We start from the raw sequence: 16,040 nt of genomic DNA, 5'->3' as shown, positions 1-16,040 counted from the left end.
ATATGAGCGACGTGCGTGCGATTGATGAAGAATCCCTGGCTTTGGCGGCCAAGATCGTCAACGATGGGGGGCTCGTCGTATTGCCGACCGACACCGTCTACGGCGTTGCCGCCAGCCCGTTCAGTGCCGAGGCCGTAAGCCGCATCTATGAGGCGAAGCGTCGTCCGCGCAGCAAGGCGTTGCAGGTGTTGCTCTCCTCGGTCGATGATTTGAAAGGGCTTGATCTCCATCTTCCGGTGCCGCTTGACCGACTTGCCAAGGCTTTTCTGCCCGGTCCGTTTTCGCCGATCGCCGTGGCTTTAGCCGGCTCGAAACTGGTCACGTTGCGTGACGAGCTGAACGGCAGCAAGACCCAGGCCGTGCGTGTGCCCGATTCCGCGGCCTGCCTCAAGACGTTACGTGCCGTCGGGCCTTTGGCCTGTTCCAGCGCGAACCGCAGCGGCGGCCAAAGCCCGCAGACGGTTGAGGAAGCCGTTGCGGCGCTCGGTGACGACGTCGACCTCTATCTTGACGGAGGTCCCACCACGAGCCATGTCGCGAGCACGGTGGTTGCCGCCGATCCAAACGAGCGTGACGGGATTTCGATTGTTCGTGAGGGAGTCATCAGCGTGGCGCAGGTGCGTGCCGCGCTCCAAGACGCCGAAAGCGGGAGCCCCAACGCATGAGAGTCTACCTGTTCATCGCCGCGATTGCGGGAGGGGCCACATGGCTGGTCACCCCTCTGGTCCGTCATCTTGCCATAGAAGTCGGAGCGGTGGGAGAGGTCCGCGCCCGTGACGTGCATAAGGTGCCGACCCCGCGTATGGGTGGAGTGGCGATGCTGATTGGGCTGGTGGTCTCGATTGTGTTCGCCAGTAAGATGCCCTTCATTTCAGGCCTTTTCGTCGGCTCGTATCAGGCTTGGGTCGTCCTCGCCGGCGCGGTGATGATCTGCCTGCTGGGGGTGGCGGACGATCTGTGGGATCTGGATTGGATGCTCAAACTGGCCGGTCAGCTCCTGATTTCCGTGTTCGTCGCGTGGGGCGGTGTGCAGATCATCTTCCTGCCGTTCGGCTCTCTGGTCACGGCCTCGCCGAGCATTTCCATGGCCATTACGGCTTTTCTCATCGTCGCCTCGATCAACGCAGTCAACTTTGTCGACGGCCTTGACGGTCTCTCTTCCGGCATCGTCGCCATCGGCGGCATCGCGTTCGCGATTTATTCCTACGTCATCGCGCGGGCCACACCCAGCTACGCCTCGATGGCCACCCTGCTTGACGTGGCTTTGGTCGGCATCTGTGTCGGCTTTTTGCTCCATAACTGGCATCCGGCGAAACTCTTTATGGGGGACTCCGGTTCAATGCTGCTGGGCTATATGATCACCTGCGCCTCGATTATCATGACCGGCCATCTCGACCCGGCTTCGGTGCACACCAGCCTCTACTTGCCTGCGTTCATGCCGATTCTGCTGCCGATTCTGGTGCTGTTCCTGCCCGTGCTCGACATGTGCCTGGCCATCGTCCGCCGCCTGAGCAAAGGTCAGTCGCCGATGCACCCCGATCGTATGCATCTGCATCACCGCATGCTGCGTATCGGTCACAGCGTTCAAGGTGCCGTGCTGATTTTGTGGGGATGGGCGGCGCTGATTTCCTTTGGTTCGATCATGATCTTGTTCTTTAAATGGCAGTATGTGGCTATCGGCATGGTTGTCGCGGCCGTGATCCTGACGATTTGCACGCTGTCGCCGTATCTGATGCGACGGTGGCTTGAATTACAAAAAGAAGAGGGTCTGGACGTACGAAACGCGCGACACCACCGAAAACAGTAGTAATCGCAACCAATGTCGGCGCTCGTCAGCCCGCGCCCATATAGTTGTGATATGGCTATTAACTCACAATCTGATATCCAGTCATCCTACAATCCTCTACCTCCTATCTTTGCGAAGATGGGTCTGGCATATGACGATGTCTTGTTGCTTCCCAACGAGACTGATGTCATTCCCTCACAGGTCGATACGACAACGCATCTGACCCGCGAAATCACCATGAAGGTTCCCGCCATCTCGGCAGCCATGGACACGGTCACCGAATCCGACATGGCCATCGCCATGGCACGAAACGGCGGCATCGGCGTGCTGCACCGCAACCTTTCCATCGACGATCAGGCCTCGCAGGTCGATATCGTCAAGCGCAGTGAGTCGGGTATGATCACCGATCCGCTCACCGTCAACCCTGAGGCCACCCTTGCCGATCTCGACAAGCTGTGTGGCCGTTTCCATATTTCGGGCCTGCCCGTCGTCGACAGCGACAACAGGTTGCTCGGTATCATCACCAACCGCGACATGCGTTTCATCGCTCCCTCGGATTACGACAAGCTCAAGGTTCGTGATGTGATGACCAAGGACGGGCTGATTACCGGACCGGCGAACATCTCACGTGAAGACGCCCACGACCTGCTTGCGCGTCACAAGGTCGAGAAGCTGCCGTTGGTCGACAAGGACGGCAAGCTCGCCGGTCTGATCACCGTCAAGGACTTCGTGAAAACCGAGCAGTACCCGGACGCCACCAAGGACGACCAAGGACGTCTGCGTGTGGCCGCAGGCATCGGCTTCTTGGGTGACGCGTGGCAACGCGCCAGCGCTCTGATGGAGGCTGGTGTCGACGTGCTCGTCGTCGATACCGCCAACGGCGAGGCCCATCTGGCACTCGACATGATCAAGAGGCTCAAGTCCGACCGCGCCTTCAACGGTGTGCAGATCATCGGCGGCAATGTGGCGACCGCCTCCGGCGCGCAGGCCATGATCGACGCGGGTGTGGACGCGGTCAAGGTCGGCGTCGGCCCCGGCTCCATCTGCACCACGCGTGTAGTCGCGGGCGTCGGCGTTCCGCAGCTCACCGCCGTCTATGACGCGGCCCAGGTCTGCCGTGCGGCCGGCGTGCCCTGCATCGCCGACGGTGGCATCCACTATTCCGGCGACATCGCCAAGGCCCTTGTGGCAGGCGCCTCGACGGTCATGCTCGGCGGCGCGCTCGCCGGCTGCGACGAGACCCCAGGCGAGAAGGTCTTCCTGCACGGCAAGCAGTACAAGCTCTACCGCGGCATGGGCTCGCTGGGCGCGATGGCCCCGCGTGGCAAGAAGTCCTACTCCAAGGACCGCTACTTCCAGGCCGACGTCACCAGCAACGACAAGGTCATCCCGGAGGGCGTCGAAGGCGAGGTGCCGTATCGCGGTTCCCTGAACGCGGTGCTCTACCAGCTCATCGGCGGTCTGCACCAGTCGATGTTCTACATTGGCGCGCACAATATCAAGGAGATGGCCGAGAAGGGCCGCTTCGTGCGCATCACCGACGCCGGACTGCGCGAATCGCACCCGCACGACATCGTGATGACCGCCGAAGCCCCGAACTACAGCGGTTTCCACAATGACTGAGTTTCAAATCTGATTCCAGTTAGACCAACTGACGTGCTTGGGGCTGGGATATACGATGTCCGACACGCTCCGGGCTGAGCCGTTAAGCGGCCAATCCAGTGGATTGGCCGTAGGCGAAGTGAGTGCTCGCCAAGAGCACGAAGGCAAAATCTTCGATTTTGCACAGGCCGAGTCTTTACGGTCTGACATCGCATATCCCAGCCCCAAGCACTCAACGGGAAAGTGGTAAAGCAACCGAATGGTATGGTGTTATTAAAAGATTATGGCGTTCGGGGCTCGGCTAAGAAGCGAATAAAAACAATTTAAGGTTGAGTGGTTGGGCGGGGATATACAATGCTGTGGCGTAAAGCTTGGCCTACCGGCCTGGAGGGTGCCTCAGCATTGTATATCCCCGCCCAACCACGTCAGTTAGTTTTTTAATAATCATTAACGCCGTCACACATGTGAGATAATCTGTAGTGTTCTGTGGTCAAAGATAAAAGGGGAACGAATTATGGTGAATGCTCAGGATGACGAGACGTATACGGCCGAGGGGTCGCGGCTGATCTGGATCGACTGCGAGATGACCGGCCTCGATATCTTCGGCGGCGACGAGCTGGTCGAGGTCTCCGTGGTGCCGACCGATTTCAATCTGAACGTGCTCGACGAAGGCGTGGACTACGTCATCAAGCCCTCGCAGAAGGCCGTCGACCACATGGGCGACTTCGTGCGCGCGATGCACACCCGCTCTGGGCTGATCAAGGAATGGGAGCATGGCCTGAGCCTTGCCGATGCCGAAAAGAAGATCACCGAGTACGTCGCCCGCTTCACGCCGGACGGGGTCAAGCCGCTGCTTGCCGGCAACACCATCGGCAGCGACAAGAAGTACCTCGACCACTTCATGCCGAACTTCATGAGCCATTTGCACTATCGCAGCATCGACGTCAGCACCATCAAGGAGCTGGCCCGTCGCTGGTACCCGGCGGTTTATGTGAACCGTCCGCCCAAGAACGGCGGCCACCGCGCCCTCGCCGATATTATCGAGTCGCTCGACGAGCTGCGCTACTACCGCGAGGCCTTTATGGCCCCGGTTCCCGGCCCGGACGAGGCACAGGCCAAGGCCATTTGCAAGCACATTGTGGAAACGAGCCTCAACGCCGAGTGATGCGGCATCTGCGATGAAAATCAGTGTTTAGATCGGTTTTCGGTGATTTTCATCGCAACTCAAAACGATGAAGCGATGAAAATCAGGATTATCGCATGGATTCGCTGATTTTCATCGCAACCTGAATAAGGAAGTGGGAACGGCATGAAGCAGGCGGAGGCGCTGACGATTCTCGGCGCGGGGGCGAACGCGTTCATCACCGGTGCGCCAGGTGCCGGCAAGACCTACGTCTTGAACGAGTTCATCCGCGCCGCCCGTGCCCATGGTGCTTCTGTCGCCGTCACCGCCTCCACCGGCATCGCCGCCACGCACATCAACGGTCAGACCATCCATTCATGGTCCGGCGTTGGCGTCTCGCAGGTGATGACCGAGACGCTGATGAAGCGGATTCGCTCGCGCCGCAAGCGCAAGATCGAGGCAGCCGATATCCTCGTCATCGATGAGGTTTCCATGCTGCCCGCGTGGCTTTTCGACATGGTCGACGACGTCTGCCGGGCGTTGCGCCACAGCCCCGAGCCGTTCGGCGGCCTGCAGGTCGTGCTTTCCGGTGATTTCTTCCAGCTGCCGCCGGTCAAGAAATCGTTCAGACGCGATGACGTGCCGCCGAGCCCCGAATTCCTCATGTCCCGTCAGCGGTATGCCGATGCAGGCAAGGACGCCGATGGCTTCGTCACCGAATCGCTGGTCTGGGACGAACTTAACCCAGTGGTCTGCTATCTCACCGAACAGCACCGTCAGGACGATGGCCAATTGCTCACCGTCCTTACCGATATCCGCGAAGGCAGCGTGACCCAGGAAGACCACGATGTGCTTGCCGGGCGCATGGGCAAATCGCCGGCCGCGGGGGAAGTGGCCGTTCATCTGTTCCCTGTCAACAAGCAGGCCGACACGTTGAACGACCTGAGGCTTTCGCAGATTCACGATGAAACCCACGAATATGTTGCCGAGTCGGCAGGGCCGGCGGACTTGGTCAAACGGCTCAAAAAGAATATGCTCGCTCCTGAAAAGCTTGAGCTCAAGACGGGCGCGGCCGTGATGGCCTTACGCAATGACACCGATCATCAGTATGTCAACGGTTCGATCGGCAAAGTCGAAGGATTCGTCTCGCAGGCCAAGGGCGGTTGGCCTATCGTCGCTTTCGAAAACGGCAACACCGTGACCATGAAGCAGGCTTCGTGGGACATGATGGACGGCGAAACCATACTGGCCAGCGTCAAGCAGGTTCCATTGCGCTGCGCGTGGGCCATCACCATCCACAAGTCACAGGGCATGACCCTCGACCGTGCCGTGATGAACCTGCGCCGCACCTTCGCGCCGGGCATGGGCTATGTCGCGCTCTCACGTGTGGAGAATCTCGATGGGCTCTATCTCGACGACATCAGCGAACGCGCGTTCCTGGTCTCTCCCGATGCCGTCCTTCTTGACGGCAAGCTGCGCGACAATTCCAAGGCCGCCTGTGCCCGCCTCGCCGACGAGGGCAGCGTTGCCTTCACCAAGCAAGCTGCTGGCCAGCTGCCGGCCGACGAGGACGAATTCGCCCAGGACGAGCTGTTCTAGCCGAAATCAGAGGTTATGACTATTTTCTGTCTGATCCGGACTTGCTGCTTTGCCTAAGCGTGCGCTATTTGTTTCAGTAGAGGATTCACGAATACTGCAACGCGCTGACCCGTTGGATAGTCAACCCGATGATTCGGGCGATATCCGCAAGTTTGAAGCCGCGTTTGCGTAATGAGGCGATGGTATGGCGAGTGAGGGTTGAAGCCCTTTCCTGCGCCTTTGCCGCCTCGTCTCGAGCCTCACGTAACTCACTGATCATCTCATCATCCTGCGCGTCGCCGAGCCGGATTTCAAGATGAACCGCACCGACCGGTTTTCCGAGCGATTTCGCGGCGTCGTGAACCATGGCATCAACCTGGTCGAGCCGTTTGACTTGGGTGAACAATCCTGGCCGTTGCGGAACTTCGATGGCCCACCATTTGCCGGAACGTGTCGCGATGGCGGTGACTTCACTGTTGACCATTCAAATTCCTTTCGAAATATCTGTTGACTTCGTTTGCCGTGATTTCATTGATTTCGCGATGGCGGGGGATTGTGCTTTGAACGCTTCCGATAGACACGATCGTATGATTGCCGCCTTCGTGGAATGCGATATCGAGACAGTGTTCGCGAGCGAGCCCCCGTAATTCTCTTTCCAACTTCTTGCGTTTCACATTATATTCCTTATCTATTGATATTTCAATTCAATATCTATTGTTTTTCATTTTTGCTTACTTCGGTTTATTGGGGAATGAACGTCGAATTCGTCGATTGCGTATCATTTACGCTAAAGTCTGAATGCTAAACAATGCAAGCTTGAACGGACACTGTGGTCGAATGCTCGGGGTTTCGGTGTGTTGTGGATGGAATGTGCATGGTTGGGCGCTTATCCACATTTGTTTTTTACCGCCGCCAATGTCGGCTCGCGCGAATAATTTAGGAACCATGACAAAAGCACTTCGTATGTCCACCATGTTCCTGCGCACGCTGCGCGAGGACCCCGCCGACGCCGACGTTGATTCGGCTCGTTTGCTCCAACGTGCGGGCTATATCCGCAAGGCTGCGCCCGGCATCTGGACCTGGCTGCCGCTGGGTCTGAAAGTTCTCAATAAAATCGAGGCTGTGGTCCGCGAGGAGGTCGACGGCATCGGCGGTCAGGAAGTCCATTTCCCGGCCCTGCTGCCCAAAGAGCCGTACGAGGCCACGCACCGCTGGGAGGAATATGGCGAGAACATCTTCCGCTTGAAGGATCGCCACGAAGCCGATTATCTGCTGGCCCCGACCCATGAGGAAATGTTCACCCTGCTGGTGAAGGACATGTATTCCTCATACAAGGACCTGCCGGTCACCCTCTATCAGATCCAGACCAAGTACCGCGACGAGTTCCGTCCGCGCGCAGGCCTCGTGCGCGGCCGTGAGTTCATCATGGAGGACGGCTATTCCTTCACCATCGACGAGGACGGGTTGAAGAAGGCCTACGTCGAGGAGCGCGACGCCTACGAGCGTATCTTCCAGCGCCTCGATCTCGGCTACATCATGGTCCACGCGGTTTCCGGGCCTATGGGCGGTTTCGAATCGCAGGAGTTCCTTTCCCCGATGGCTATCGGCGAGGACACCTTCGCCAAGGCGCCGAGCGGTAAGGCGTGGAACGTCGAGGCGCTGACGACTCCCGAAGTGCCGGCCGTGGACTGTTCCAAGACCCCGGCGATGAGCTTGAAGGATCTGCCTGAGGCGGGCAGCGTCGACGAGATGGTCGCGCAATGCAACAAGCTGTATCCGCGCAAGGATGGCCGCGAGTGGGCCGCCACCGATATGCTGAAGAACGTGGTCATCGCGGTCAAGCACCCGGGCGAACCCGATGACGAGAACGAAGAGCATCGCAAGCCGTGGCGCGAGGTCGTGGTCGTGGCGCTGCCCGGCGACCGCCAGGTCGATATGAAGAGGCTGGAGGCGCAGTTCGCCCCTGCCGAGATCGAGGAGGCCAACGAGGCCGACCTCAAGGCGCATCCGGAACTGGTCAAGGGCTATATCGGTCCGAACGTGCTCGGCCCGCAGGCGCGCGTCGAGGGCTCCGCCATCAAGGACCCGGTGCGTTACTTGGTCGACGCGCATATCGCGCAAGGTTCCGCGTGGGTCACCGGCGGCGACAAGGCTGGCGTTGATGCCTTCGACATGGTCTACGGCCGCGACTTCAAGGCCGACGGCACCGTCGAGGCGACCGAGGTGCGTGACGGCGATATGAGCCCCGACGGCTCTGGCCCCTTAAGCTTCGAGCGTGGCGTGGAGATCGGACAGGTCTTCCAGCTCGGTCTCAAGTATTCCGAGGCGTTGGGTCTGAAGGTCCTGAACCAGAACGGCAAAGCGGTTCCGGTGTGGATGGGCAGCTATGGCATCGGCGTCTCGCGCGTCATGGCATGCATCGCCGAGACCCATCACGACGAGAAGGGCCTGGCCTGGCCGGTCAACATCGCTCCTGCCGCGGTGCACGTTGTGGCCACGGGCAAGAAGGACGAGGCGTTCGGTGGCGCCGAGAAGCTGGTCGAAGAGCTTGAGGCCAAGGGTCTTGAGGTCATCTACGACGACCGCAAGAAGGTCTCGCCCGGCGTCAAGTTCAAGGATGCCGAGCTGCTCGGTGTGCCGCTGGTGGCCGTGGTCGGCCGCGACTTCTTGAACGACGGCACCATCGAGGTGCGTGATCGCAACGGCGAGAACGCGGTGAAGGTTCCGGCGGACAAAGCCGCCGAGACTCTGGCGCAGCGTTACGAAGCGATGCTCTGAATCGTAGAGCGTTGCCAAAGCTGATGTGGCCGTCTTCTATTGCGAAGGCGGCCACATGTCGTTTTCGGCGACGAGAAGTTTAAGGAACGGTTCGGACCATGCCGGAATCGTCCTATTACTATCCGCATGATGAGTATAATGTGATTTAGGCCACATTTTATGAATATTTGAGTAGGTAAGGTTCGGGGTGCCACCGTAGTTCAGTGCCGCTCCGGCGTACGCAGGTCGTTGCGGATGGTTGTGTGGCAAGCGCGGCGGCAATAATGAAAGAAGAACAATCGATGCAGAATCTTACGGTTTTGGGTACAGGTGTCTTGGGCTCACAGATTATTTTCCAGTCAGCGTATAAGGGCAAGGACGTGGTCGCCTACGATATCAGCGACGAGATCTTGGCTAAGCTCCCACAGCGTTGGGAATACTTGAAGAAGCAGTACAAGCGTGATATCTCCGATGCCACCGACGAGAAGCTCGACGCGGCCGTTTCGCGTATTCGTGCCACTGCCGACCTGAAGGACGCAGTCAAGGATGCCGACATCATCATCGAGGCCATTCCCGAGCGTCTTGACATCAAGCAGAGCACATGGGAGAAGGTCAGCGAATATGCGCCGGCCAAGACGATCTTCTGCACCAACTCCTCGACGTTGCTGCCGAGCAAGATCGCGCCGTTCACCGACCGTCCGCAGAAGTTCATGAGCCTGCACTTCGCCAACGAGATCTGGAAATTCAACACCGGCGAGGTCATGGCCCAGCCGAAGACCGATCCCGCCGTCTTCGAGCAGGTCGCCAAGTTCGCCGAGGAGATCGGCATGGTGCCGATTCGTGTGATGAAGGAACAGCCGGGCTATCTGCTCAACTCGCTGTTGGTGCCGCTGCTCAACGCGGCCGCCGACCTGTGGGTGCGTGGCGTGGCTTCGGCCGAGGATATCGACAAGACCTGGCGAATCGCCACCGGCGCGCCTTCCGGCCCGTTCCAGATCTACGACACCGTCGGCATGATGACGCCCTACAACCTCTCGAAGGACAGCAAGGATCCGGTGCAGCGCGAGTTCGCGGAACGCATCAAGAAGGACTACATCGACAAGGGTAAGCTGGGCAAGTCCACCGGCCACGGTTTCTATGACTATGAGTGAGTGATTCCGTCACTTTCGCCATACGTTTGCTTGGCAGGGCCGAACAAACGGCGTTTTTCTGCGCTTGTGACGCTGAATGACGCGGATGGAAAGTAAAGTGATCGATGCCTTCAAGAAGGTTGGCGGCGCTGCGTACTGATTGGTATGCGACGCCGCCAACCTTCTTTGTGTGGTTGGCCGTATTCGCCGTAGTGATTTGCATAGGGGAGAGGAGGGCTTTGCGGCTCCATTATTGGTTATATGCTGCTATTTTCGGTTCGTTATTCGGCGTTTTGATATTCCTGTTTCTGATCCTCTTATTGTTATCTCGTTTTTCCGACGATGGGTTTGCGCCTGCTTTTGTTATGCACATTTCGGATTTTGCGGTGGATAGCGGCTTGTTCGTCCACATTGCATCCACAACACGCCGGAACCCCGGGCATTCGACCACAGTGCCCGTTTCGGCTTGAAAATCCTTGGTTCCTACCCTCATACTGGAAGAACCGCGGGGTTCGTCGATGGCCGTTTCAGCGCTGGGGCTCAATCGCGAACGTGTGTGAATCTCATAGGCCGTCTGGCGGGCTCCGCAGTCCACAAACAGGCAGACGTTTTTCAAAGGAGCAGAGTCGATGACACAGCAAGGTACGGTGACGATTTCAGGATTCATGGGTGCGAACCCTCAAAGTTTCGGTAAGGCGGGAGGTCCGGCTGCCGTGTCGTTCAGAATCGGCTGTACGACACGATATTTCAATCCTGCGGTCAATGAATGGCGGGACAGGCCGACGACATGGATTACCGTCAAGGTGTTTCGCCAGTTGGCTGAAAATGTGCTTTCCAGTCTCAAAAAGGGTGATCCGGTTATCGCCACAGGCAATCTGGCGACCGAGGAATGGACCCGAGACGGCACGAGACACAGCAAAATGGTCATGGAGGCGACCAGCGTAGGTCATGACCTGAGTTTTGGCATTTCGGTATTCCAGCGCGTCAAACCGGGCACAAAAGAGCAGGGGAACGGGCATGACCCGTTCAATGCGGAGCAGGAGCGAGCCGAGGATGCGGCGGCTGAAGGCGGTGAATCGCAAGCCCATGTTCCCGCAGAGAATCAGAATCGTGCTTCTGGCGAGGGCGGAAATACGGAGGCAGGCAGTGGGCCGACGGCGAATCACGCTCAGCACGATGAACATGCCGCAGACGATGAAACCGACGACGAATCCTGGGATGCCACCGAAGTGTTCGAAGGGCATGAAACTGCCGACCGGTTGGTGGCGTCGGTGGGATAGAGCTCGGGGCCGAATGCAGAAGTGGCCGAAACGTAGTGAATGCGTTCCGGCCACAGGCTTTCAGACAATCCGTTCGGTTCAATCTCCACACGCATAATCTTCTTGCGGTGAACCGTCCAAAGAGATCGAACGAAGGTTTTCTACCAGATGGATACGCGCGATTCCGGCGCAAGCCACAGCTTGTTTTCGGGCTTGACGTCGAAGGCCTGATAGTAGAGGTCGACGTTGCGCACGATGCCGTTGGTGCGGAATTCTGCGGGGGAGTGAGGATCGATCTGCAGATACTGCTCGGTCAGCTCCTCGCGTTGCGCAGTGCGCCAGATCGAGGCATAGCTCAGGAAGAAACGCTGCAGGCCGGTATATCCGTCGATTTCGGGGGCGCTCGCCAGCGACGCTGCGACCGCTTCCGGCGAACCGTCGATTGCGCGGCCCGCGGCCTTGTCCAACGCGAAGGCATAGGCCTTGAGGCTGATGTTGACACCGCTCAGGTCGCCGATGTTCTCGCCGATGGTCAATGCGCCGTTGACATGCGGGGCCTTGCTCAAGTCATCCCCATACTTCTCCTGAAGCTGGGAGGGGATGAACCCGTTGTATTGGTCGATCAGTGCCGTGGTGAGCTTCTGGAAGTTCGCCTTGTCTTCTGCGCTCCACCAGTCGTTGAGTTTGCCGTCGCCGTCGTACTGGCTGCCTTGGTCGTCGAAACCGTGTCCGATCTCGTGGCCAATGACCGCGCCGATACCGCCATAGTTTGCAGCATCGTCGGCATCCGGATTGAAGAATGGGGGCTGGAGGATGGCGGCGGGGAAGACGATGACGTTCATGGACGGTTCGTAGTAGGCGTTGACGGTCTGCGGGTTCATCAGCCATTCCTCACGGTCGACGACCTTACCGATTTTCGAGAACTGGAAGCCCGTCTCATAGGCGACCGCCGCGTTGAGATCCTCCATCAGGCTCATTTCGGGCTTGATGTCGAGGGCGGTGTAGTCGCGCCAGTGGTTGGTATATCCGATCATCGGAGTGAACTTCGAGAGCTTTTCAAGGGCCTTGGTCTTGGTCGCCTCGCCCAGCCAGCTGCTGGTAGAAATGGAGACGCGATAGCCCTCGATAATGTTGGAGACCAACTGTTCCATTCGCGTTTTCGAACTTTCGGGGAAATGAAGGCGGACGTATTCGCGCCCGACCTCCTCGCCGCAGATACCGTTGACCAGGGAAACGCCGCGCTTCCAACGGTCACGCTGCTGCTTGGCGCCTGAGAGCACACGGCCGTAGAAATCGAACTGGGTCTTGTCGAAGTCGCTGCTCAGTGTGCTGGCGGAGCCGCTGATCATCGTCACACGCGCCCAAAGCTTCAGGTCCTCGAGTTCGCTGCGGTCCCAGAACTTGTCGAGGCCGGAAAGGAAGCTCGGCTCATGCACGATGGTGCGGCTGAACGCGGCTTTGAGGTCCAGCGGCTGTGCCTTTGAGGCTGGCAACGCATTGTAGGCTGCCTGCCAGGCTTCAAGCCACGAAGCGATGTCGAAGTGGGAGAGCGTCGAGCCGAGACCAGCGAAATCGGTCGGGTTATAGGTTTTCTGAGAGTCTCGGGTGACCACGTTGTCCCAATGGTTCGCGGCGATCTTGGTTTCGATCTCAAGGAAGTGTTCGGCGTCGGCTTCGCATGTTGCGCGCTCGCCGTAATCGGCGAGCATCAGTAGCTTGGTGACCATGTGTACGTACTGTTCACGAATCGGTGCGTAGTGGTCTTCGCGATAGTAGGCTTCGTCGGGCAATCCGATGCCGCCCTGCTCGATGTGCAGGATGTTGTGTTCAGGGTCGCCGGGGTCGCCGTAGACACCGCAATCGAAGAGGTCAGGGCCTCCGAGCGTGCTTAATGCTCCCAAGACCTTGGTGAGTTCAGCCTTGTCGGCAGCGTTGTCGATACGGTTGAGCGCGTCTTTGATTGGAGCGATGCCGGCCGCTTCGATGGCATCGGTGTCAAGGAAGGCGCGGTAAAGGCTTTGGGACTTGTGTGCCGGGCAGTCCTCGTCTTCGAGGATGTCGCGAATCTGGCTTTCGGAGTCTTCGGCGAGCTTGTCGAAAGCGCCGTAACGCGAACGGTCGTCAGGCAGCTCGTAGGTATCGATCCACGGGCCGTTGACGAAACGGAACAGGTCGTCGCCCGGGTTGATGGTGCTGGAGAATGAGGTCGTATCAAGGCCTGAAATCAAAGGTGTAGACATGGCTCTACTGTATCGGCGTTCGCTGACAAGAAGTTATACGTAATAAAAGGAAAATCGGGTGTAATCGGGATAATCTCATCCGGACTTGGGGTTACCTTAAGAACGCTAAATTCAATTATCAAGGAATAGATTCCAGCTTTATTCTGTTGAATCTTTGTCGGTCGAAGTGAACGCCGTTATACGTTTTGATGGCGACGGAAACCATGGAAGGGGAATCCACATGTCAGACGACAATACGAATGATAATGGTTCGAATATGAATGACAGCAACGACAACAATCAGGAGAATCCAAACGGCCAGCCGAAAGGTCAGCCGGAATATGGGGCTTATGTGCCAGATACCAATACCATGAACGGTAACCGGAACCAGTACGGCAACGCCGATCAGTCTTCGCGCAATGATGGAAATGCCGGGCAAGGCCCTCAGAACTACGGGCCGTACGCCGGTAATCAAGGTGGCGCTCCGCAGACAGGCCCCAACGCCAACCCGTACGTGTATAACGGCCGGGGCGGGAATCAGAACCAGCCTCCGTACAACGGTTATGGCCCAAACGGCTATGGCCCGTATGCCGCAGATCCGAACCAATACAATCGGCAATACCAAAATGGCAATCCTTACGTCAACGGCAATCCCTATACAAACCCCTATGCCGATCAAAACGGTCAGGGCCAATACGGGCCGAACGGCCAGCAGCCCAACAATGGCGGGCCAACGGCAGGTGGCACCCGTTTCAACGCCCACTCGGCTCAACCCGGCAGCAACGAATGGTGGCGTCTGAACCCCTTCAAGCTCGCCGAGAATTGGCTGCCGAACCAAGCGAAGAGGACCATCCGCATCGTCTACGGCGTCGTCGGCGTCGTCGCCCTTTTGCTTGGCCTGGCATTGCTGATCTGGCCCGGCAAAACGTTGGTGGCGGTAGCCATTGCGTTGGGCATCTATTTCGTCGTTTCCGGTGTCATCCGTGTCATCGGCGCGATTGTCGAGAACGGACTGCCGGGAGGCTGGCGTGTGCTTGATATCATCGTCGGCATCATCCTGGTGATCGGCGGCGTGGTCATGCTCAAGAACACCGTCCTTTCGACGGCCATGCTGACGATTCTGGTCACCCTTACCGTCGGCATCGGCTGGATCATGGAAGGCGTGATGGCGTTGGTGGAAACGTGGCGCCTGCCGAAATCGGGCTGGGCCATCTTCTATGCCATCATTTCGATCCTTGCCGGCATCGTCGTGCTCTTCTCGCCGTTCGCGTCGGTGATCATACTGGTCATTTTCGCCGGTGTGGCCATGGTCGTCATGGGCATTCTGGCCATCATCCGTGCCTTCCGTTTCGGCAAGAACTGATACCGGCATCGGCAGATAATCGTGTCACGAAACCTTCGTGACACTTATTGGTGGCAAGGTTTTTGCTTCGATTACGTCCCGATAGTGCGAGCAAATGCTCGGTCGTCGGGACGTTTTCATATGTGGCATTCAACGATATTGCCGGCTGAGGGAAAATCCAAGCTGCGAATCGAAAGAAAGCCCCAATATTGTTGGCCTGACGAAGTAGGGTGAAGGCATGATCGAATTGAAAACGCCAAAGGAAATCGCTTCGATGAAGGTGGCCGGCCGTTTCGTCGGCAGCATCTTGAAGGAGCTGCAGGAAACCACCAAGGTCGGCACCAACCTCCTGGAGATAGACGATCTTGTGCGCCGTCGCATCGAAAGCCGCAAGGGCGCAGAATCCTGCTACGTGGATTACGCCCCTGATTTTGGCACAGGGCCCTTCAAACATTACATCTGTGTCTCTGTCAATGACGCCGTGCTGCATGGCGTGCCTTATGACTACAACCTCAAGGACGGCGACTTGGTTAGTCTTGACCTGGCCATCAGCGTCGATGGATGGTGCGGCGACTCCGCGGTCAGCTTCGTGGTCGGCAAGGACCCGGATCCGGAGGACATCGAGCTGATCAAGTGCACGGAAGAGGCGCTCGCGGCCGGTATCGCGGCGGCGCAGCCCGGCAATCGTCTGGGCGATGTTTCCGCAGCAGTCGGCGACGTGGCGCACGAGCACGGCTATACCGTCAACATGGAATTCGGCGGCCACGGCATCGGCCACGTGATGCACGGCGACCCGTTCGTCCCGAACGACGGCAAGGCCGGCCACGGCTACAAGCTTCGCCCGGGCCTGACGATCGCCATCGAGCCGTGGTTCATGAAGACCACCGACGAGATCTATCAGGACGCCAAGGACGGATGGACCCTGCGCAGTTCCGACGGTTCCAACGGGGCACACAGCGAACATACCATCGCCATCACCGACAACGGTCCGGAGATCCTGACCGTCCGCGAGTAATCGCTCGTAGGACTCAGGTGTCATCGACCTGATTCGATACCACCGTTGAGGCGGCATCCGCAATTCGAATGCGGGTGCCGCTTTTTGTCGTTACGCTGGACCGGATTCATAGCTGCGAATCGTCGGAAATGTACGGAACGTGGACATCGGCCGCTGCAGTTTACATTCATGAAATAAGGTGTGTTCAATCCCTGATGGGTTGCGGTGGTGCTTTCGGATTTGTCTGATT

Annotated in this window: 13 protein-coding genes; 10 read left to right on the top strand and 3 right to left on the bottom strand. The window is 58.2% G+C overall.

Annotation, left to right across the window (positions count from 1 at the left end; all coding sequences use genetic code 11):
* The first annotated feature begins 2 nt into the window (after positions 1–2).
* The 5 genes from OZX71_RS06035 (at position 3) to OZX71_RS06015 (ending at position 6,110) form a co-directional block, all read left to right on the top strand.
* Positions 3–665 carry an L-threonylcarbamoyladenylate synthase gene (locus OZX71_RS06035; protein WP_277159695.1) on the top strand — a complete coding sequence of 221 codons (663 nt, stop codon included), beginning with the start codon at positions 3–5 and terminating at the stop codon, positions 663–665.
* Entirely contained in the window at positions 662–1,807 is a 1,146-nt protein-coding gene (locus tag OZX71_RS06030) for an MraY family glycosyltransferase (RefSeq protein ID WP_277159694.1), read from the top strand. Before OZX71_RS06035 ends, OZX71_RS06030 begins: the two co-directional genes overlap by 4 nt.
* A gap of 51 nt (positions 1,808–1,858) precedes the next feature.
* Positions 1,859–3,409, top strand: a complete 1,551-nt coding sequence (gene guaB / locus OZX71_RS06025; RefSeq protein WP_277146462.1) for an IMP dehydrogenase — start codon at positions 1,859–1,861, stop codon at positions 3,407–3,409.
* Between the two features lie 493 nt (positions 3,410–3,902).
* Positions 3,903–4,553: an oligoribonuclease gene (gene orn / locus OZX71_RS06020; protein WP_277146463.1), complete on the top strand. Its 651-nt coding sequence runs from the start codon at positions 3,903–3,905 to the stop codon at positions 4,551–4,553.
* Positions 4,554–4,697: 144 nt separating this feature from the next.
* Entirely contained in the window at positions 4,698–6,110 is a 1,413-nt protein-coding gene (locus OZX71_RS06015; RefSeq protein WP_277159693.1) for a PIF1 family DEAD/DEAH box helicase, read from the top strand.
* An 85-nt stretch (positions 6,111–6,195) separates the two neighbouring features.
* On the opposite strand, the gene OZX71_RS06010 is transcribed toward OZX71_RS06015, so the two are convergent.
* Both OZX71_RS06010 and OZX71_RS06005 read right to left on the bottom strand, forming a co-directional pair.
* A complete protein-coding gene (locus OZX71_RS06010; protein WP_277146465.1) occupies positions 6,196–6,573 on the bottom strand; it encodes an XRE family transcriptional regulator in 378 nt (125 codons plus the stop codon).
* Complete coding sequence (locus tag OZX71_RS06005; protein ID WP_277159692.1) at positions 6,560–6,763, bottom strand: hypothetical protein; 204 nt, start codon at positions 6,761–6,763, stop codon at positions 6,560–6,562. Before OZX71_RS06005 ends, OZX71_RS06010 begins: the two co-directional genes overlap by 14 nt.
* A 289-nt stretch (positions 6,764–7,052) precedes the next feature.
* Between OZX71_RS06005 and OZX71_RS06000 the strand changes: the two genes are divergently transcribed.
* From OZX71_RS06000 to OZX71_RS05990, 3 genes are all read left to right on the top strand, one after another.
* Positions 7,053–8,867: a proline--tRNA ligase gene (locus tag OZX71_RS06000; protein ID WP_277160673.1), complete on the top strand. Its 1,815-nt coding sequence runs from the start codon at positions 7,053–7,055 to the stop codon at positions 8,865–8,867.
* A 263-nt stretch (positions 8,868–9,130) separates the two neighbouring features.
* On the top strand, positions 9,131–9,997 hold the full coding sequence (locus OZX71_RS05995) for a 3-hydroxyacyl-CoA dehydrogenase (RefSeq protein ID WP_277159691.1): 867 nt from the start codon (positions 9,131–9,133) through the stop codon (positions 9,995–9,997).
* A 608-nt stretch (positions 9,998–10,605) separates the two neighbouring features.
* Positions 10,606–11,256, top strand: coding sequence for a single-stranded DNA-binding protein (locus tag OZX71_RS05990; protein WP_277159690.1), 651 nt, complete (start codon positions 10,606–10,608; stop codon positions 11,254–11,256).
* A 140-nt stretch (positions 11,257–11,396) separates the two neighbouring features.
* Here OZX71_RS05990 and OZX71_RS05985 read toward each other — a convergent pair whose 3' ends face one another.
* Positions 11,397–13,475, bottom strand: a complete 2,079-nt coding sequence (locus tag OZX71_RS05985; protein ID WP_277159689.1) for a M13-type metalloendopeptidase — start codon at positions 13,473–13,475, stop codon at positions 11,397–11,399.
* A 493-nt stretch (positions 13,476–13,968) separates the two neighbouring features.
* On the opposite strand from OZX71_RS05985, the gene OZX71_RS05980 reads away from it, so the two are divergent.
* Together OZX71_RS05980 and map are read left to right on the top strand one after the other, a co-directional pair.
* A complete protein-coding gene (locus OZX71_RS05980; RefSeq protein ID WP_277160672.1) occupies positions 13,969–14,817 on the top strand; it encodes a DUF308 domain-containing protein in 849 nt (282 codons plus the stop codon).
* 217 nt (positions 14,818–15,034) lie between these two features.
* Positions 15,035–15,811: a type I methionyl aminopeptidase gene (gene map, locus OZX71_RS05975; protein WP_277159688.1), complete on the top strand. Its 777-nt coding sequence runs from the start codon at positions 15,035–15,037 to the stop codon at positions 15,809–15,811.
* The last annotated feature ends 229 nt before the right edge of the window (positions 15,812–16,040 follow it).

The organism is Bifidobacterium sp. ESL0764 (genome assembly GCF_029395515.1).
Classification (GTDB): domain Bacteria; phylum Actinomycetota; class Actinomycetes; order Actinomycetales; family Bifidobacteriaceae; genus Bifidobacterium.
Note: the sequence above shows the minus strand (reverse complement) of the source record. Positions and strands in the feature narration are given on the sequence as shown.